At 68.9% G+C, this 18,418-nt stretch carries 21 protein-coding genes and 1 tRNA gene; 8 read left to right on the top strand and 14 right to left on the bottom strand.

All coding sequences use genetic code 11. The features are described 5' to 3' along the window. Window positions 1-4 precede the first annotated feature (4 nt). Window positions 5-394 (bottom strand): SHOCT domain-containing protein, encoded by a 390-nt coding sequence (locus JE033_RS14290; protein WP_200332512.1) that lies wholly within the window; start codon window positions 392-394, stop codon window positions 5-7. A gap of 311 nt (window positions 395-705) precedes the next feature. On the opposite strand from JE033_RS14290, the gene JE033_RS14285 reads away from it, so the two are divergent. From JE033_RS14285 to JE033_RS14270, 4 genes are read left to right on the top strand one after another with little or no spacing between them, the layout of a single operon-like run. Beyond that, window positions 706-1,632, top strand: a complete 927-nt coding sequence (locus tag JE033_RS14285) for an ABC transporter ATP-binding protein (RefSeq protein WP_200332510.1) — start codon at window positions 706-708, stop codon at window positions 1,630-1,632. Continuing rightward, window positions 1,629-2,471 carry an ABC transporter permease gene (locus JE033_RS14280; protein ID WP_200332509.1) on the top strand — a complete coding sequence of 281 codons (843 nt, stop codon included), beginning with the start codon at window positions 1,629-1,631 and terminating at the stop codon, window positions 2,469-2,471. The genes JE033_RS14285 and JE033_RS14280 overlap by 4 nt, the downstream gene beginning before the upstream one ends. Beyond that, window positions 2,468-3,661, top strand: coding sequence for a sensor histidine kinase (locus JE033_RS14275; RefSeq protein ID WP_200332508.1), 1,194 nt, complete (start codon window positions 2,468-2,470; stop codon window positions 3,659-3,661). The genes JE033_RS14280 and JE033_RS14275 overlap by 4 nt, the downstream gene beginning before the upstream one ends. Next, window positions 3,658-4,365 (top strand): response regulator transcription factor, encoded by a 708-nt coding sequence (locus JE033_RS14270; protein WP_200332507.1) that lies wholly within the window; start codon window positions 3,658-3,660, stop codon window positions 4,363-4,365. The genes JE033_RS14275 and JE033_RS14270 overlap by 4 nt, the downstream gene beginning before the upstream one ends. 83 nt (window positions 4,366-4,448) lie before the next feature. On the opposite strand, the gene JE033_RS14265 is transcribed toward JE033_RS14270, so the two are convergent. From JE033_RS14265 to JE033_RS14255, 3 genes are all read right to left on the bottom strand, one after another. Next, window positions 4,449-4,539, bottom strand: a tRNA-Ser gene (locus JE033_RS14265). Window positions 4,540-4,608: 69 nt separating this feature from the next. Next, on the bottom strand, window positions 4,609-5,334 hold the full coding sequence (locus tag JE033_RS14260) for a DUF981 family protein (RefSeq protein WP_370567982.1): 726 nt from the start codon (window positions 5,332-5,334) through the stop codon (window positions 4,609-4,611). Window positions 5,335-5,433: 99 nt separating this feature from the next. After that, a complete protein-coding gene (locus JE033_RS14255) occupies window positions 5,434-5,994 on the bottom strand; it encodes a purine-nucleoside phosphorylase (protein WP_200332506.1) in 561 nt (186 codons plus the stop codon). A gap of 368 nt (window positions 5,995-6,362) precedes the next feature. On the opposite strand from JE033_RS14255, the gene JE033_RS14250 reads away from it, so the two are divergent. Both JE033_RS14250 and JE033_RS14245 read left to right on the top strand, forming a co-directional pair. Beyond that, complete coding sequence (locus JE033_RS14250) at window positions 6,363-6,668, top strand: hypothetical protein (RefSeq protein WP_200332505.1); 306 nt, start codon at window positions 6,363-6,365, stop codon at window positions 6,666-6,668. A gap of 150 nt (window positions 6,669-6,818) precedes the next feature. Further along, window positions 6,819-7,310, top strand: coding sequence for an S-ribosylhomocysteine lyase (locus JE033_RS14245; protein ID WP_200332503.1), 492 nt, complete (start codon window positions 6,819-6,821; stop codon window positions 7,308-7,310). A 69-nt stretch (window positions 7,311-7,379) separates the two neighbouring features. Here JE033_RS14245 and JE033_RS14240 read toward each other — a convergent pair whose 3' ends face one another. Genes JE033_RS14240 through JE033_RS14220 form a run of 5 tightly spaced genes read right to left on the bottom strand, consistent with a single transcriptional unit; the run spans window position 7,380 to window position 11,849 of the window. After that, a complete protein-coding gene (locus tag JE033_RS14240; RefSeq protein WP_200332501.1) occupies window positions 7,380-8,093 on the bottom strand; it encodes an HAD family phosphatase in 714 nt (237 codons plus the stop codon). Next, entirely contained in the window at window positions 8,090-8,842 is a 753-nt protein-coding gene (locus JE033_RS14235; RefSeq protein ID WP_200332499.1) for a nucleoside phosphorylase, read from the bottom strand. The genes JE033_RS14240 and JE033_RS14235 overlap by 4 nt, the downstream gene beginning before the upstream one ends. A gap of 52 nt (window positions 8,843-8,894) precedes the next feature. Next, a complete protein-coding gene (locus tag JE033_RS14230; RefSeq protein ID WP_200332497.1) occupies window positions 8,895-10,229 on the bottom strand; it encodes an amidohydrolase in 1,335 nt (444 codons plus the stop codon). A gap of 38 nt (window positions 10,230-10,267) precedes the next feature. Continuing rightward, window positions 10,268-11,044: an SDR family NAD(P)-dependent oxidoreductase gene (locus JE033_RS14225; RefSeq protein WP_234037537.1), complete on the bottom strand. Its 777-nt coding sequence runs from the start codon at window positions 11,042-11,044 to the stop codon at window positions 10,268-10,270. A 19-nt stretch (window positions 11,045-11,063) separates the two neighbouring features. Then, window positions 11,064-11,849, bottom strand: a complete 786-nt coding sequence (locus tag JE033_RS14220) for an isoprenyl transferase (RefSeq protein ID WP_090151835.1) — start codon at window positions 11,847-11,849, stop codon at window positions 11,064-11,066. A gap of 72 nt (window positions 11,850-11,921) precedes the next feature. Here JE033_RS14220 and JE033_RS14215 point away from each other — a divergent pair, with 72 nt between their 5' ends. After that, window positions 11,922-12,668: a hemolysin III family protein gene (locus JE033_RS14215; protein ID WP_200332494.1), complete on the top strand. Its 747-nt coding sequence runs from the start codon at window positions 11,922-11,924 to the stop codon at window positions 12,666-12,668. A 33-nt stretch (window positions 12,669-12,701) separates the two neighbouring features. Here the strand turns inward: JE033_RS14215 and JE033_RS14210 are convergent, their stop codons facing one another. Further along, the gene (locus JE033_RS14210; protein WP_234037535.1) at window positions 12,702-13,250 is read right to left on the bottom strand and encodes a gluconokinase; all 549 of its coding nucleotides are present in this window, start codon (window positions 13,248-13,250) and stop codon (window positions 12,702-12,704) included. A gap of 139 nt (window positions 13,251-13,389) precedes the next feature. Continuing rightward, window positions 13,390-14,109, bottom strand: a complete 720-nt coding sequence (locus JE033_RS14205) for a TetR/AcrR family transcriptional regulator (protein WP_200332493.1) — start codon at window positions 14,107-14,109, stop codon at window positions 13,390-13,392. Window positions 14,110-14,235: 126 nt separating this feature from the next. On the opposite strand from JE033_RS14205, the gene JE033_RS14200 reads away from it, so the two are divergent. Beyond that, window positions 14,236-15,180: an NAD-dependent epimerase/dehydratase family protein gene (locus JE033_RS14200; protein WP_200332491.1), complete on the top strand. Its 945-nt coding sequence runs from the start codon at window positions 14,236-14,238 to the stop codon at window positions 15,178-15,180. Here the strand turns inward: JE033_RS14200 and recQ are convergent. Genes recQ through mca form a run of 3 tightly spaced genes read right to left on the bottom strand, consistent with a single transcriptional unit; the run spans window position 15,119 to window position 18,370 of the window. Beyond that, the gene (recQ, locus tag JE033_RS14195; RefSeq protein ID WP_200332490.1) at window positions 15,119-17,152 is read right to left on the bottom strand and encodes a DNA helicase RecQ; all 2,034 of its coding nucleotides are present in this window, start codon (window positions 17,150-17,152) and stop codon (window positions 15,119-15,121) included. The genes JE033_RS14200 and recQ overlap by 62 nt on opposite strands. A 4-nt stretch (window positions 17,153-17,156) precedes the next feature. Beyond that, window positions 17,157-17,507, bottom strand: a complete 351-nt coding sequence (locus JE033_RS14190) for a hypothetical protein (RefSeq protein ID WP_200332489.1) — start codon at window positions 17,505-17,507, stop codon at window positions 17,157-17,159. Next, window positions 17,504-18,370 carry a mycothiol conjugate amidase Mca gene (gene mca, locus JE033_RS14185; RefSeq protein WP_200332487.1) on the bottom strand — a complete coding sequence of 289 codons (867 nt, stop codon included), beginning with the start codon at window positions 18,368-18,370 and terminating at the stop codon, window positions 17,504-17,506. Before mca ends, JE033_RS14190 begins: the two co-directional genes overlap by 4 nt. Between the last annotated feature and the right edge of the window lie 48 nt (window positions 18,371-18,418).

Genomic DNA, 18,418 nt, shown 5'->3' with positions numbered 1-18,418 from the left:
TCCGCTAAGAGGCGAGCGCGCGTGCTTTGAGCTGCTCGTACTCGGCCTGCGTGATCGTACCGGCGTGCAGCAACGCCGCAGCCTTCTCGATCTGCGTCGCTGGGTCGACACGCACGACTGAGCGGATGCGCTCGTCAACGCCCTCTTGAGCTCTCCGAGCAGCAGTGACGGTGCGTTCACTCATCCCGTCTCCACGAGCGACCAGATAGACCAGCGCCGTAAGAAACGGTACGAAGATGAGAAAGACGACCCAGATCGCTTTCGCCCACCCCTTGAGCGTCTCATCCCGAACGATATCTGCGAGCACGGAGAAGAGCGCCATCAAGTAGGCGATGAAGATTGCCGCCCAGAGAAACCACCCGACGACGGACCAGAACGATTCCCAGAATGACATTGTGCTGTCCTCTCACTTGCGTGTCTCCCGCCAGGGTGTCAGGTGGCCTTGCCATTCTCAGACGACTTCATCCTGCAGGGGTGAGACGGGGGCGTAGCGACGACCGTGCTGACGAATCATGCGAGACCTACGTCTCGACGATGCGTCTCCGCGCAGGGCTGTCCTCCGCGCCGAGAACTCGGACGTGGGTCTCCCGCTGCCGCCGATTCCGTGTAGACCCAGGTACTGGTCGCCGGAGCGATGTGCAGACTCCAGGGCGATGCGCCTGCGCCCGGCTCTCCGTAGCGTCGGATGCAAGCGAAAGGTGCATCATGATTCGAGTTCAGACGCTCACGAAACGGTACGGCGATAAGACAGCCGTCGACGGGATCGATTTCACGGTGCGACCGGGAAAGGTCACCGGCTTTCTCGGCCCGAACGGCGCGGGAAAGTCGACGACGATGCGCATGATCGTGGGGCTGGATCAGCCGAGCGCCGGGATCGCCGAGGTCAACGGCCGCGCCTATCGCGACCTGCCAGCGCCCCTGCGAGAGGTCGGCGTGCTGCTCGATGCGCGCGCCGCGCACAAGCGCCGCACGGCGTACAAGCATCTGCTCTCGATCGCGGCGACGCACGGCATCGGTCGGGCCCGCGTCGGAGAGGTCATGGAGCTCACGGGCATCGATGCGGTCGCAACCCGACGGGTGGGCGGATTCTCACTGGGCATGGGCCAGCGTCTCGGTATCGCCGCGGCGCTGCTCGGGGATCCTCAGACGGTCATCCTGGATGAGCCGACGAACGGACTCGACCCCGAGGGGATCCTCTGGATTCGAGCCTTGCTGAGGCAGCTCGCTGCAGCGGGGAAGACCGTGTTGCTGTCGTCGCATCTCATGAGCGAGATGGCGCAGACGGCGGATCATCTCATCGTGATCGGCCGCGGCGCGATCCTTGCCGACGGCTCGATGCGCGACGTCATCACCGGCGCGACCCCGTCCTCCGTGCGCGTGCGCACGCACGAGGTCGAACGTCTCATGACGGCACTGACAGCGCCCGGCGTCACCGTGTCGATTCGCGCCGACGGTGCGATCGATGTCGAGCACCTGTCGGCGGAACAGGTCGCCAGCACTGCTGCTGCGGCGGGCATCGTGCTGCACGAAGTGACCTCCGTCGAGGGGTCCCTCGAAGATGCGTACCTGGCGCTCACCGCCGCGGCGACCGAGTACCGAGCGACCACGAGCCCTTCAGGAGCGAACTCATGACATTGACCGCACCCGCGCACCGGTCGGATGCGCGCACCCGCCGCCCCGCATTCGCCTGCGTCCTCCGTTCGGAATGGATCAAACTCCTCAGCATCCCCGCCTCACTGATCACCCTCGGGGGCATCTTCTTCATCGGGATGACCGGCAGTCTCTTCCTCGCCGCCACGCTCGAATCCTCGGGCGTGCCGTCGGTCCCTTCACTCGAACGGACGATGGGCGACGTCACCATGCCCATGGTGATCAGCGGGCAGATCATCGCCGGTATCCTCGGTGTCATGATGATCGGTGCCGAGTACTCCTCCGGCACGATTCAGCTCACCCTCGTCGCGGTTCCCGATCGCCTGCGCGTGCTCTGGGCGAAGGCGATCGTCGCAGGCTCCGCGGTCACCGGAGTCGCACTCATCACCGCGCTCGGCACGTGGGCCGCCACGTATCCGTTCTACGCCGAGCACGGACTCGCCGCTCCCCTCACAGGCCCCGGGGTGGCGCCGGCGCTGATCGGTTCGGCCGCGTACCTCGGCTTCTGCAGCCTGTTCGGGCTCGGCGTCGGAGCTCTCGTGCGGTCCACCACCGCTGGCTCCGTCATCGTGTTCGCGGCCACGCTGCTCATCCCGGTGCTGAGCTCGGTGCTCCCATACGGCCTGCTCTCTCGCCTCATCCGCATCACGCTGCTCGGCAATGCCGGTGACGCGATGAGCCGGGTGAGCGATGGCTCCGGGCCATTCCTCGACCTGTGGTCGGGTCACATCAGCACAGCAGCAGGGTGGGTGATCGCCGCCGTCTCCGCCGGGCTCGCCCTGACTGCGGGGGCGATCGCATTGCGCAGACGGGACGCATGAGCGCGCAGCGAAACCGGCCCCCACGCGTCTTCACCTGCGGCGACGTGCTCGCCCTGGTGGTCTACCTGAGCATCTCCGCCGTACTCGGCTACCTCTCGCTCGAGTCCGAGCTGAGAACGCCGGCGGGGCCGCTGGTGCTGCTGTGCGCGGCCGGCACCGCGACGCTCTGCCTCTGGCGCCGCCGACCGATCGTCGCATTCGCTGTCGTCCTGAGTCTCCTGCTCCTCACCTGTGCCGCGGGATCCGGAGCGGAGATCGCGCTCGCGTTGATCGCGCTGTACCGCGCAGGGGCGGAGTTCGGCAGCCGTCGTGGTTGGGCCGCGCTGGGTGTCGGAGCGCTCGTCGCCTGCGCAGGTGCGCTGATCACCGCATTCCGCGTGCGCCTCGGCCCGCCGGTGCACGGACTCGCGCTTCGGGTCGACTGGGAGAGCTGGCCGACGGACTGGCTCAGCGTCTCGATCGTCTTCATAGCCGCAATGCTCATCGCTTCGCTGCTCGGCATCAATGCCGGGCATCGGAATCGGCAGGTTCGCGCGATCATGGAACGGGCGGAGCAGGACGTCAGTATCGCAGCGGCCGGCGAACGGGAGCGCATCGCCCGGGAGATGCACGATGTCATCGCGCACAGTCTGGCGGTGATGATCGCGCTCGCCGATGGAGCCGAAGCCACCGCGGCCGCGCGTCCCGACGAATCGAGGCGTGTGATGGGCCGGGTCGCGGAGACCGGCCGACGCACCCTGTCCGAGGTGAAACGCCTCCTCACCGCCGTTCGCGACGACTCAGGAGCAGGGCGGCCGATGCCGGAGCCGCCCACCATGCGCCACCTTCCGGCACTCATCGAAGAGTTTCGCGCCGCCGGCCTTCCCCTGCGACTCGAGCAGGCGGGGGCGCCCGAAGCGGACTCGGCTGTCGGGCTGACCGTCTACCGGATCGTGCAGGAATCACTCACGAACGTGCTGCGCCACGCGCGAGACGTGCGCGACGTGCGCGTTCGCCTCGAGTTCACCGAGCACGAGGCGCGCATCGTGGTGACCGACCGCTCCGCAGAAGCTCCGGCCGCTGTGGGACATGGGCGAGGCCTCGTCGGCATTCAGGAGCGCGCGATGTTCTACGACGGCGAGGTGCGGTCCGGCGCGCTGGCCGGCGGCGGCTGGCAGGTCTCTGTTCGTCTCTCGCTGGAGGAGCAATGAGCGAAGCGCACACGGGCACGAACGCGGGGGCAGACTCCGACGTCATCCGACTCCTGATCGCCGACGACCAGGATCTCGTCCGATACGGGCTCCGACTCGTCTTGGACGCGCACCCCGGCATCGAGGTCGTCGGCGAGGCCGCAGATGGCGCCGAGGCCGTTCGGGCGGCCGGGCGGCTCGCCCCCGACGTCGTGCTGATGGATGTGCGCATGCCGGGGACCGACGGCATCGAGGCGACCCGCGAGATCACGGCCAGGCATCCCGGCGTGCGCGTGCTCATGCTCACGACCTACGACGTGGACGAGTACGCTTTCGGCGCGCTGCAGGCCGGAGCCGCAGGGTTCCTCTTGAAGAACACGCGCCCGGACGAGTTGATCGCCGCGGTGCGCGCGGTCGTCACCGGGGACGCGGTCGTTTCGCCGCGCGTCACGGCGAAGCTCATCGAGATCGCGGTGCCCCACCTGGCGAGAGACGAGGCGCCGGCCCGCGCCCACGAGCTCGACGCGCTCTCGGACCGGGAACGGGACGTCTTCGCACTCGTCGGTCGAGGTTTGACCAACCGAGAGATCGCGGCGGCCCTCCACGTCACCGAATCGACGGTGAAAGCTCACTTCGGGCGCATTCTGATGAAGCTCGAGGTGCCGAATCGCGTTCTCGCGGTGATCCGGGCGTACGAACTCGGCGTGGTTCGCGTCGAGCCGTAGCTCGGTGTCGCTGATGCAACCGATGCCGCCGTGAACACGAAGCCCCGGGTCCTCGCTTTTGCAAGGACCCGGGGCTTCTCAACTGGCGGTGACGGTGGGATTTGAACCCACGGTAGGGGGTTACCCTACACAACTTTTCGAGAGTTGCACCTTCGGCCGCTCGGACACGTCACCGCGGAAAATCCTACGGGATGCGAACGGCTCGCGCGAATCGGGCCGTGGTGCGGCCCCGCCCGCGAGCCGTTACGCGGTCGTATTGATGATCAGGCCGATGTGCGTGAAGTAGTTGAGTGCCCCGAAGAGCAGGAACGCCAGCCCGGCGAGCCCCCAGGCGATGCCCGCGACGAGAGCGACGGGCCGCAGCTTCGGTCCGGCTGAATCGAAGCCCCTGAGGGCGAAGGGGAAGAGCACGGCGCCCACTCCGACGAGCGCGAAGAGCCCCGACATGAAGGTCGCCTCCACCCACGGGTACTCGGCGAATGCACCCGAGATAGGCTCTTCCGGCGGCGCGGCGAAGAGCTGGAACACCATTCCAGCGGCGGCGATCCCGAACATCGCGAGACCCAGTCCGAAGACGAAGATCCCGAGTGGTCGGACGGTGCGCGCGAGGTGCGCCCCCGGGTCTGGAGCCGCCGTGATGGCGGCGGAGCGGCGCCACAGCAGGAAGGCTGCTGCCAGCAGCAGGACGCCGAATCCGAGACTCGGCTCTCCGAAGATGATGTTGTCGAACGGGAAGTAGGCGGCGAGCGGCCAGGTCAGGGTCATATGCGCGCCGGTGAGCGTCAGGATGCTTCCGAGCACGCCGGCGGTCAGCGCCCACCCCTCGGGAGCGAACTCCCCTGGTTTGCGAAGCGCGCGCACCAGCCCGAGTATCCAGAGCAGCCCCGCACCTGCTGCGAGCGACATGATGGTGTTGTACGTGGGCATCAGCGTCCAATCGACGATGAGCCCGTCGGCTTCCAAGAGCACCGGTACTCCCCTTTCCATCGGCACCGAACGCACCGATGCCTTCAGGTGTACCGAACGAGCAGGAGCCCTGCCACCGCCTTGACGCGGCGGCCGCGCGAACTACCTCAGCCTGGTGTCCCAGAACTCCCTGAGCTGCTCGCTCTTGCGGAACACGATCGTGTCCCACTCCTCGTCGGTGGTGGTCGAGTCGGCGAAGTCGGAGGGGATCTTGAACATCTGCAGCGCGGCCCCGAAGCGCGCGCACACGCTGGCGTACGCGTAGGCCTCCATGTCGACGAGGCTCGCACCGAGGCCTGCGATGGTCGCGCGCTGGGCATCGTCTTGCACGAACACATCGCCGGTCGCTATGGTGGCGGCCGCCTCTGGGGGCAGGATCGCGTCGCCGGCGGGTCGCAGCTCCGGCGACGGCAGCGAGAAGTCGTGCTGCACCACTCCGGTGATCTGGTAGACCGCGTCGAGCGATGGGCGCTCGGGGCCGTCGCTCACGACGCCTGCCGTTCCGAGCACCACCACGCGATCGACGGGACGCTCGGAGAGCTCCGCGGCGAGTGCTACCGCAGCGTTGACCTTGCCCACTCCGGTCACGAGGTGAGCCACATCGGAGAAGGCCGAAGCCTCGTCGCGGTGTGCGAACACGAGCAGGGTGGTCGGTTCAGTCATCGGCGCTCCCAGCGGCGCTCGGGCGCCTATTGATCCACATCTTCGAACCCACACTAGCGCTTTTCGAAAATGTGTTCTAATATGAGGAGTCGGGTTCGCGAGCCGTACGCATGATCGCCGTTGAACGGCACGTCGAGATCACCTCAACTCTGCGTCACCAGCCGCGACACCCACCGAGCACCGAAGGCCTTCAGACGAGGCTGGTCCCCCGATGAGACCGGTGCAGTTGCGCTCCGCTATCGATCGCAAGAGATCGAACGGGCTGTACCGACGCAGCCCCGGCGAAGCAGCGCAGGCTCCCAGTGAGCCCACCCCCGAGAACTGCTCGGGGATCGCGCACCGTGACGGTGCGCCACGAAAGGAACACCATGACTTCGCATACTCGTATGCCCAATATCGCAGACGTGCGGCCGGCGGCCGGTCCCCTGCGCACGCCCTACCACTCCCTCAGCGGAGCCGAAGACATGCTCGTGCCCGACTGGGCCCAGCGCCGCTCGGTCTACCGCAGCTCTGGCCGCACGCTCTACGTCGTCGAGACCGATCGTCTCGACGAGGCGCGCGGCGACCTCAAGCGCCTCGATCGCGCCGGCTGGAACGTGAGCGTGTCAGAGCGCCTCGCTGGCGACCGCACGCGGATCGCGCTGACCCGCAAGGAGCTCGCGCGCGCAGCGTAACGCTCGCGTACGGAGAACGGGCCTGCACCTTCGGGTGCGGGCCCGTTCTCGTACCCGGGCCCCGACGCCGTTCAGGAGTCACGTTTCGTCATGCCAGGAGAATGTCGTGCCCACGCTCGATACTCTGGTGCCCATGAGAAACTGGGTCGCATGAGCGACGTCGAACTTGCCGAAGTAGAGAGCTTTTCACTGGATCACACGAAAGTGCTGGCACCGTACGTGCGCCTCATCGGGGTCGAGCGCGGCCCGAAGGGCGACGCGATCTCAAACTTCGACATTCGCCTGGTGCAGCCGAATGAGGCGGAGATTCCCACGGCGGGCCTGCACACCATCGAGCACACGCTCGCCGCGCTGCTGCGCACCCGATTCGACGGGCTCATCGACATCTCACCGTTCGGCTGCCGCACCGGATTCCATCTCATCGCCTGGGGCGAGCCGAGCGTCGAGACGGTCGCCGAGGCGATCAAGAGTTCGCTCACCGATCTGGCGGAGCGCGTCACCTGGGACGACGTGCCGGGAACGGAAGCAGTGAGCTGCGGCAATTACCGCGATCACAGCCTGCATTCTGCGCGTGAGTGGGCGAAGATCGTACTCGCCGAGGGCATCAGCCTCGACGCGTTCGACCGCTCCCGCATCGCGTAGGGGGTGCGTCGGAGCTCGCGTCGTCGAGCCGCAACGGCTGACACTGCGTGTCGCGGCGGGTTACCCGGGTTACGCCGCGGGCCGCGAGACCCACTCGTCGATCAGACCGGGCAGTTCGCTCATGTCTGAGAACACGATCGACGCGCCTGCTCCGCGCAGCATCCCTGGGTCGGTCCGCACCGGGCTGTCCGGGGAGAATCCGAACACCGTCGCGCCCGCTGCGATACCGGCCGTCACACCGGCGACCGTGTCTTCGACGACGAGCGCCGAAGCGGGGTCGACGCCGAGTGCCGCAGCGGCGGCGAGGTAGACGTCGGGAGCCGGCTTGCTGCGGGGCTGCTCCATGCCGCTGAACACCCGGTCGCCGAACCAGCGCCCGAGCCCGGTGACGTCGAGCTGCATCTCGATCTTGACGCGATCGGCGCCGGAGGCGAGCGCGATGCGGTCGCCGAAGCGCTCGGCGACCGCCGCGATCATCGCCTCCACTCCGGCTACGGGTTGTACGCTGACGCGCAGCGCGTCATCCCGGCGTACATGGAATTCGTGGATCCAGGCGTCCGTGATCCTGAATCCGGTGTGCGCGAGGATCACTTCCCACTCATCCACCAGGGCCCGCCCGATGAAGGTGCGCACGGTCTCGTCGTACGAGATCTCCCACCCCAGCTCGCGCAGCATCTCGGCGAGCAGCTGAATGGTGATCGTCTCTGAGTCGACGAGCACGCCGTCGCAGTCGAAGAGCACCGCGGAGAACGGCGAATGCGCGGTGCGTGCCGATGCGCTCACGACACCAGCACGTCGAGCGCGGTGGTGAGCGCGGCGTCGACCGCCTGCACGACGATCTCGCGATACGGGTCGTAGTCCCCCATTGCGACGTCGGCCGCGGCGAGGGGGTTCCCGTCGATGGCGAAGACGCCGCCAGTCTCGATGCCGTGGAGCGCGGCGATGACGAACAGCGTGGCCGCCTCCATCTCGACGGCGACGACGCCGGCGCGCTGCCACAGCGGCAGGTCGACTCCGGTGATCACGTCGCTCGGGTAGAACATGTCGCCCGTCAGCACGACGCCGCTGTGCACGTCGAGCCCGGAACTGGCAGCAGCGGCTTTCAGCGCGACCGTCATTTCCGGTGTCGCGATGGCGGGAAACTCGGTCGGCACCAGCTGGTGGCTCACGCCGTCCGCGCGCACCGCCCCCGTCGCCACGACGATGGCGCCATCGACGATCTCCGGCTGCATGCCGCCCGCGGTTCCCGAGCGGATGATGCGGGTGACGCCGCCCCGTGCGAGCTCTTCGAAGCACACCGCGGCTCCGGCTCCCCCGACGCCGTGCGAAGCCACGGTCACGGGCACACCCTTCCAGGTGCCTGCGTAGACGTGATACTCGCGGTTCACGGCGAGCTGCCGCATGTCGTCGAGCCGTTCGGCGACGCGGGCCGCGCGCCCGGGGTCGCCGACCACGAGTGCTCGGTCGGCGAGATCGGATACGCGGGCGCGCAGCAGGGGAAGTTCGGCGTCGGCGGGGAGTCGGACGGGCATGAGTGACCTTTCGGTGTGTCGGGGATGGAATGCGTTGAGGGCGCGCGTGCGCTCAGGCGTCTCGCGCTGCAGCGCTCAGTCGCGCGCGAGCCTCGGCGGCCCGCAGGCGGATCGCGTCGGCATCGAGCGTCAGGTGCTCGCCCTCCGCGTACACATGCCGTCCGCCGATGAAGACGTGACGCACGTCACCGCCCGTCGCGGAGAAGCCGAGGTGCGAGACGAGCGCTGCCGGCTCGAACGGAATCGCGGCGGATCCCGTGATGTCGAGCGCGATCACGTCGGCGAGGCGCCCGGCTTCGAGCGCGCCGGTCTCCGGGAAGCCGATCGCTTCGGCGCCGCGCCGCGTGGCGATGTCGAGCACGTCCGATGCGCGCACGATCGCGGCGTCCTGGCGCGCCCCGCGGTGCAGGATGGTGCCCGTCTTGATCTCCTCGAAGAGGTCGAGCGTGTTGTTGCTCGCGACGGAGTCGGTGCCGAGCGAGATGCGCAGCCCGGCGGTCTGCCACTCCGGAAGCGGAGCGATGCCGTTGCCGAGCTTCAGGTTCGAGACCGGGTTGTGGCTGACCGCGGTGCCGGTTCGCGCGAGCAGTGCGATCTCGTCTTCGGTCAGGTGCACGCAGTGCGCGGCGAGCACCTCGGCCTCGAAGAGTCCGAGCGCGTCGAGATGCGCCGCTGGCGTCGCCCCGTAGCGCTCCTCGATCTGCGCGACCTCGGCTGCCGACTCGGAGATGTGGGTGTGAATCGGGATCCCGTGGGCGACGGCCCGCCGTGCGATGTCGCTCAAGAACTCGGGCGGGCACGTGTACGGCGCGTGGGGGCCGTAGGCGATCCGCACCTGCGCATCGCCAGAGTACTGGGCCGCCAGCGCCTCGGTCTGCTCGGTCGCATCGGCGCCGTTCCAGGGCGAGACGCCGGGAAACCCGACCGCATCCGGAGCGAAGGATGCGAGCGCGACGAGGGCGCGCATGCCCGCGGCGCGCACCAGCTCGATGAGTTCGGCATCCCAGTGGTACATGTCGGCGAACGCGGTGGTGCCGGTCTCGATCATCTCGACCATCGCGAGCTGCAATCCGACTGCGACATCGTCGTGCGTGAGATGCTGCTCGAGCGCTTGCACCGCCGCCAGCCACGGCATGAAGCCCTCATCGTCGGAGACGCCGCGCAGGAGCGTCATCGCGGAATGCGTGTGCCCGTTCACGAGTCCGGGCATGAGCACCTGCCCCTCGAGTTCGTGCACCACGCGGTCGCTCGCCGACGCCGCGTCCGGGCGGGCGGATCCGGCGTACGTGATCCGTCCCGAGCCGTCGAAGGCGAGTTCGGCGTCGGCGACCACACCCGCAGGCGTCAGCATCGCGTCGGCGCGCAGCACCGTCTCGTAATCGCTCATCCGCAACTCCGTTCTCGATTCGGGAAGAGGGTCATCGGTCACCAGCCCGGCGTGGCCAGCATGCCGCCGTCGACGGCAAGATCCTGCCCGGTGATGAACCCGGCAGCCGGTGACGCGAGCAGCACGCACGCGCCGCCGATGTCGGCCGCAGTGGCGAGTCGGCCGAGCGGGGCTCGGCTCGTCCAGCTCGCGACCCCCTCCGGCCAGGCTTCCGCGAGACCGGGTCGGTCGACGAGACCGGGCGACACGGAGTTGACGCGGATGCCGAGCGGACCGAGTTCCAGCGCCGCCGCGCGGGCGTGCATCACGAGCCCCGCCTTCGCCGCGGCGTAGTGCGCGTGCGCCGGGCTCGGCCGGGATGCCTCGATCGAGGCGATGTGCGTGATCCACCGGTCGCCGCCGGTCGCGCGCTCCATCACCGCGGCCGCGGCCTGCGAGAGCTCGAACACCGCTCCGAGGTTCGTGCCGAGCACCTCGTCCCACTCACTCCTCGTCGTATCGGCGAGCATCGCAAGCGGCTGCACTCCGGCGTTGTTGACGAGTCCGTCGAGACCGCCGAGGGCCGCCACGGCGTCATCGACCAGCGACGATGCGGCACCCGCGAGGGCGAGGTCGGCGCGCACGGGCTCGACCTCAGCGCCGGCTTCACGCAGCTCCCGCACGAGCGCGCCCACGGCATCGCTCGATTCCCGGGTCGCGCCACGGTAGTGCACGGCGAGGCGCGCGCCAGCAGCCGCGAACGCGCGTGCGATGCCGCCCCCGATACCGCCGGAGGCGCCCGTGATCAGCACCCGCTGACCTGCGAGATCCGGCAATCCGCGTCCCACCATCTGTTCAGCCCCCCATCCGTCGTTGCCGAGACGAGTAGTCGCGCAGCGCGCGGAGCAAGTCCACCTCGCGCAGGTCCGGGTACAGCGCTTCCACGAAGTAGAACTCGGAGTGCGCCGACTGCCAGATCATGAAGTCGGAGAGCCGCTGCTCACCCGAGGTGCGAATCACGAGATCGGGATCCGCCTGCCCCCGGGTCCAGAGATGCTCACCGATGAGCTCGGGCGTCAATCGCTCGGCGAGCGTGTCGATGGTGCCGCCGGCCGCCTGATGCTCGGCGATGACGCTGTGCATCGCCGCGGTGATCTCGCTGCGGCCGCCGTAGCCGACGGCGAGGTTGATGTGCAGGCCGTCACGATCGGCGGTCGACTGCTCGGCCGCACGCAGGGCGTCGGTCAGTTCCGACGACAGCCCGTCGCACGTGCCGACGTGCTTCACGCGCCACCCCGGGTGCTCGGCGAGGAGTTCGGCGAGTTCCGCGATGATGCCGAAGAGGTCGTCGAGTTCCTGGCGATCCCGCGCGCCCAGGTTGTCCGCGGAGAGCAGGTACAGCGTGACGGTGCCGACTCCGACCTCTTCGCACCAGCCGAGGAACTCAGGGATCTTGCGGGCTCCGGCGCGATGCCCGAAGGCGGCGCGCTCCTGGAGACGCTGTTTCGCCCAGCGACGATTCCCGTCGACGATCACGGCGATGTGCTGGGGAACCTGGCGCCGATCGATCTCGCGGCGCAGGCGCCGCTGGTACAGCCGGTAGAGCAGACCGGCCCGCGGATTCGACGGCTGGGCACTCACGTTCCGAGTGTACCGGCTCGACCTGATGCGCGCCCGTCGCGAGGAGGAGGCCGGGACCATACACTCGAGGTCATGACGTCGCAGGAGGAACGACCGCTGCCCGAACCCGATCGCCTCTCGATCCCGCTCCTCGAAGACGCCATCGATCACCCGCAGGAGCAGCCGGGTGCCACGCTCGAGGCGAAGCCGACGTGGCGGGGCTGGATCCACGCGGGGACCTTCCCGCTCACGATCGTGGCGGGGATCGTGCTCATCAGCGTCGCCGACGGGCCGCTGGCGAAGTGGGCGTCCCTCGTCTACACGCTCTCGAGCATGCTCCTCTTCGGGGTCTCGGCGCTCTACCACCGCGGCGACTGGAAGCCGAGCACGCGGCAGGTGTTCCGGCGTCTCGACCACGCCAACATCTTCGTGCTGATCGCCGGAACGTACACGCCGATCGCGCTCCTCGCGCTGCCGCTCGACAAGGGCGTGCTGCTGCTCGTGCTGGTCTGGGTGGGCGCCCTGCTCGGCATCGGATTCCGGGTGTTCTGGCTCGGCGCGCCGCGATGGCTGTACGTGCCCCTGTACGTGCTGCTCGGCTGGGCCGCCATAATGTACATCGTCGATATCGCGCACGCGAACTTCGCGGCGATGGTGCTCGTGGTGGTCGGCGGTCTGCTCTACACGCTCGGCTCCGTGATCTACGGCACGAAGCGCCCGAACCCGATTCCCGGCGTCTTCGGGTTCCACGAGATCTTCCACGCGCTCACCGTGGTCGCCTTCCTCTGCCACTGGACGGCGGCGCTCCTGCTCGCGCTCGACCCGTTCTTCCTGCGGTAGCGCTCGCGGTCGGAGTGCCGCCGCTCCACCCGATCACTGGCGAGGCGGGTGCGCGGCGACCACGGCGACGATCCGTTCCACCGGCAGCGCCGCGTCGACGGTGATGCCCGGCTCATCCTGAGCGAGCGGCTCGAGGGTCTCGAGCTGCGAATCGAGCAATCCGGCCGGCATGAAGTGGCCGACGCGCACCTCCAGGCGGGCGAGCAGTTGGTCACGGGGCACATCGAGCTGCACGAACCACAGCGGTACCGCCGTCGCGGCGCGCAGTCGGTCGCGATACGTGCGTCGCAGGGCCGAGCATGCCACGGTCACCGCATGACCCTCGCCCGCCGCACGCGTGATGCTCGCGCCGACGCGGTCGAGCCAGGGCCAGCGATCCGCGTCGGTCAGCGGTGTGCCGCGCCGCATCTGATCGACCGCTTTCGCCGAGTGCAGGTCGTCGGCGTCGATGCAGAGGCCGCCGCGTGCGGCGGCGAGCGCGGCGGCGACGGTGCTCTTGCCCGCGCCGGAGACCCCCATCACGACGAGCGCCCGCCCGGCGAGCTGCGAGCCGGCGGCCATGTCGGCGGAGGTGCGTTCCATGCGCTTCAGTGTGCCACGCGGAGGGAGATGCCTCGCCTCGGTGGGAACCGCGGCTTCGGTGCGACGGATGATACCAATCGGCTCTCACCGAAGCTCGATCTCGCACCGAAGCTCCCTGTCGCACCGAAGTTCGTTCCCGTCATCGCAATCCGAACCGCCGCGCCATCGTCGTCGTCCAGCGGTCGAGCAACTCTTCGCCGTAGGCCGAGAGGTCGCTCCCCAGTTGTCCGAAGACCTCGGCGCTGATGATGCCGATCAGCGCCGTCCAGGATTCGAGCGCGTCCGCGGCGAACCCGGGTGCGCTGGCCGCCTCGGACGCGAGGTCTCGATCGGCGTCTGCGCTCAGCTCCGCGATCCCCCCACTGAGCTCGGCTGCGAGCCCCGAACTGACGGGAGGACGTTCGGAATGACGCACAGCGGCGTCTCCGGTGGCCAGCACTCCCACGAACTGCACCATCACCCGGGTGCCGACCGGAGTCGTCTGCGCGGCCGGCGCCTGGTACCCGGGCACGGGCGAGCCGTAGAGCAATGCCCATGACTCGGGATGCGCGACCGCCCACTCCCGCATGCCACAGGCGAGCTGCCGCAACCGCTGCGCGGGCGCCTCGTTCGCGGAGACCCGTGCCGCCACCGCCTCTGCCAGTTCGGTATAGGCATCGACCACGAGCAGCGTGAGCAGCGCATCGCGATTGGCCACGTGCCGGTAGATCGCTGATGAGGCGACTCCGAGTCCCCGTGCGATCTCGCGCACGGAGAGTCCCGCAGCGCCGACCTCGGCGAGCTGGGCTCTGCCCAGGCGCAGGATCCCCGCACGCATCTGCGCGCGGGCCTCCGCGTGCGTTCGTCTCGGGCGTTCCATGCGTTCAGTGTGCCAGTCTCGGCGTCGGTCCGCAATTCAGAGATCAGTGCTCTTGATTTTTCTCAGAGCGCGGAATACAGTGAAGCCGGACAACTTAGTGAGCACTGATCACAGAATGGATGCACCATGCGCTATCTCATCACCGGAGCCGGTCAGATCGGCCGGCAGCTGGCACTCGATCTCTCCGAGGCGGGCCACACCGTCATCGTGCTGCGCCGAAACAGCGCTCCGGTCGCAGGTGCGCACGTGCGCCCCGGCGACGCCGGTGATCGCGACGACCTGCGCGCCGCCGCGCTCGGCGCCGACGCGATCTTCCACTGCATCCATGCGGCGTATTCCGCCCCGGTCTGGCGCCGGGAACTGCCGCATCGCGAGCAGGCGGTGATGGACGTGGCGGCCGAGCTCGACATCCCCGTCGTCTTCCCCGAGTCGGTGTACGCCTATGGTCTCGGGGCGCGCGCGGTCGGCGAGCACTCTCCCCTCGCGCCCGCGTCACCTCTCGGCCACGTGCGGGCAGCGCTGCTCGAGGCCCGCGCCGTGCATCCGGCCCGCACGGCGTCGGTGGTCGCTTCGGATCTCATCGGTCCGACCGCCGCGGCTCAGACCTCGGTCGTGCTGGGCATGATCTTCTCCCCGGTGGCCGCCGGGCGCACCGCGTGGCTGCTCGGGGATCCCGACGCGCCGCATGCGGTCACCACGATCCCCGATCTCTGCCGCGCCATGATCGCTTCGGTGCCGCTGGCGACGCCGAGTGACACCCGGCTCATCGCCCCGACGCCTCCGGCTCGTTCGCAACGGGAGATGACGGCCGACGCCGCGGCAGCGCTCGGCCTCCCGCCGGGCCGGGTGCTGCGCATCCCTCCCGCCCTCCTCGCGATCGCGGGGCTGGGCTCGCCGATGATGCGAGAGATGTTCCACCAGCGCTACCTGTGGAAATCGCCGAGCGAACTCGTCCCCGGTCGTCTCACCACCGAACTCGGACTCACAGCGACACCCTGGGAGCAGACCCTCAGTGCGTGGGCTCGGCCGCGAGCGTCTCAAGCACGGCGGCCCCGTACCGCTCGAGCTTGACCTGCCCGATGCCGGAGATCGCGAGCAGTTCTTCGTCGGTCTTCGGCTCGTGCACGGCCAGGGCGGCGAGGGTGGCGTCGCCGAATACGACGTATCCCGGCACGCCCTGGGTGCGCGCTTCGCCGGCCCGCCAGGCGCGGAGGCGTTCGAAGATCTCGGCCTGATCCGGCGTCAGGTCGGCCGCGGCTGCCGAGCGCTTCTCGCCGCCGCCGCTCCGGGAGGCGCGCCCACGGCCGCCGGAGGAGGCGCGGGTGACGACCTCCTCGCGCATCATGACCGCTTCTTCGCCGCGCAGCACCGGCTTCGCCGCTTCGGTCGGAGCGAGCACACCCCACTCGCCCTGCGCTTCGAGCAAGCCGGCTGCGAGCAGGTGGCGCACGACACCGCGCCACTGCGCGACCGACCACTCGGTGCCGATGCCCCAGGTCGAGAGCTCGTCGAGCCGCATCTGCGCGGCTCGCTCCGATGTGACACCGCGCAAGACATCGATGTGCTGACCGGCGGCGTACGTGCGATTGCGCTCCTTCTGCGTGCGAATGACGGTCGACAGCAGCATCTGCGACGGGATCGTCGCATCCCAGAGCTTGGGCGGCGTCAGGCAGACGTCGCAATTGCCGCACGGCTCCGTGCGCTCTTCACCGAAGTACCGCAGCAGGAACACGCGGCGGCACTGCACGCCTTCGCAGAGCGCGAGCATCGCGTTGAGGTGCCGGGTCTGGCTCGCCCGGGTCGCCTGATCGCCGTCGCCGGACTCGATCATCTGCCGCTGCTGCACCACGTCCTGGAGACCGTACGCGAGCCAGGTGTCTGACGGGAGACCGTCGCGACCGGCGCGGCCCGTCTCCTGGTAGTAGCCCTCCACGGATTTCGGCAGATCGATGTGCGCGACGAAGCGCACATCGGGCTTGTCGATGCCCATGCCGAACGCGATCGTCGCCACGACCACGACCCCGTCCTCCCGGAGAAAGCGCGTCTGCGCGTCGAGTCTCACGTGCGCCGGGAGCCCCGCGTGGTACGCGACGGCGTCGACTCCCGCGTCGCGCAGCGCAGCCGCGGTCTGCTCGACGCGCTTGCGGCTGAGGGCGTACACGATGCCAGCTTCCCCGGCATGCTCCCCGCGCACGAAGTTGATGAGCTGGGCGCGCGCGTTCTGCTTCGATTCGATGCGGTAGCGGATGTTGGGCCGATCGAAGCTCGACACGAAGTGCCGCGCACGCTGCAGGTGGAGGCGTTCGGTGATCTCACGGTGCGTCTCGGGCGTCGCCGTGGCGGTCAGCGCGATGCGCGGCACATCCGGCCAGCGCTCGGCGAGCGCTCCGAGCCGCAGGTAGTCGGGCCTGAAGTCGTGCCCCCACTGGGAGACGCAATGGGCCTCGTCGATCGCGAAGAGCGCGATGCGACCCTGCGCCAGCAGCTCGACCGTTCCGGGTGCCGACAGTCGCTCGGGTGCGAGGTAGAGCACGTCGAGCTGCCCGTCGCGATACGCCTGCTCGACGGCGCGGCGATCCTCGATCGACATCGCCGCGTTCAGCGCGGCCGCGCGCACGCCGACGAGCTGCAGTGCAGCGACCTGATCGTGCATCAGCGCGACGAGCGGCGACAGCACGATGCCGGTGCCCTCGCGCACGAGCGACGGAATCTGGTAGCAGATCGACTTGCCGCCGCCGGTGGGCATGAGCACCACCGCGTCACCGCCGCCGATGACCTGCCGGATGATGTCTTCCTGCTCGCCGCGGAACGCGTCGTACCCGAACACCTCGGCGAGGACCTCGCGCGGGTCTCGCCCGACCTGCGGGCCCGCCGCTTGGTCACCGGATTGAGCGGTCGCGCCGACACGACTGCTTCCGGGGGCGGGCGCACGCAGATCGTCGGGTGCCGGCGCGCCCCACGCTTCGCCGGGCCAGCGCTCGTCGTCGCCGAAGTCGAAGTCGGCGCTCTGCTCGTCCGGTACCGACGCCCAACCGCCCGTCACGCGTTCAGCCTCGCGGCTCGGCGCCCGGCCCGGTGCCAGGCTCGGCACGCGGGCCGCCGCCGGGTTCGGAGCTCGGGTCTGCGTCTGGGTCGACCACCGGCCGGGACGGCCCCTGCGGGTCCGTGCCCGTGCTGCCGACCGTCCCGTTCTGCTCGGCGAGCTCCTGCTCGATCTGCTCCCGCACCTCGGCCCGGTAGCTGTTGCGACGCAGACGCCGCACCATGTTGAAGCCGAGCGCGATGATGCCGATGCCGAGCGCCGCGAACGCGATGAAGCCGGCCACACCAGGACTCACCGTGTCGGGATCGAACTCGGTCTCCTCGGCAATGCGCACGGCGGTGGCCAACAGGCTCATGCGCCCTCCTCGATTCCCTGGAACAGGTCGGCTTCGAACTCGCTCGTGGCGACGCGGGAGGCGGCGAGGCGGTAGTCCTCGAACGGCCAGGCCTGGCGCTGCAGTTCGTTGGGCCAGAAGAAGAAGGTGCTGTCGGGCGGCACCTGGCTCGCGTGGGCGCGCAGGGCCTCGTCGCGACGCTCGAAGAAACGCCCGACGTCGACGCTCGCAGTGCCGACGTAGGGGCGACGCGTCATCCACTCGCGGATCTCGGTGAACTGCTCGATCATGGGCGACGACGGGTCGTTGTCGGTGAGCCACTGGTAGATCGTCTCGACGCGCTTCGCGTTGAAGATCTCTTCGTAGTAGAGCTTCGACATCTCCCACGGTTCGCCCGCCTCCGGGTACGCGTCGGGGTCTCCGGAGAGCTCCCAGGAGATGCGGCTGATGTCGTGGCAGCGGATGTGGTCGGGGTGCGGGTAGCCCCCCTGCTCGTTGTACGTGATCATGACGTGGGGGCGGAACTCGCGCACGATGCGCACGAGCGCTTCCGCCGAGACGTCGGCCGGGATCCCGGCGAACGAGGTCTCCGGCACGATCTCCCCCTCATCGGGAAGACCGGAGTCCTGATACCCCAGCCACCGGTGCTCGAACCCGATGATCTCGCGCGCTCGCGCCATCTCATCACGGCGCAGGCCGGGCAGGTCTCGCCGGCTCTTCGGGTCGCGCGAGACGAGTTCGTTGAGCAGGTCGCCCCGCTCTCCCCCGGTGCAGCTCACGATCAGCACTTCGGCACCGGCGTCCACGTAATGCGCGTAGGTTGCGGCGCCCTTGCTGGACTCGTCGTCGGGGTGCGCGTGCACCGCGATCAACCTGAGCGTCATGAGGGTCCTCTCACATGCTTCCCGGGAGCTTCCCGGTACTCTGGCAAC

The organism is Leucobacter sp. L43 (genome assembly GCF_016597785.1).
Classification (GTDB): Bacteria; Actinomycetota; Actinomycetes; order Actinomycetales; family Microbacteriaceae; genus Leucobacter; species Leucobacter alluvii.
This window is presented reverse-complemented; position numbering and strand designations above follow the sequence as displayed.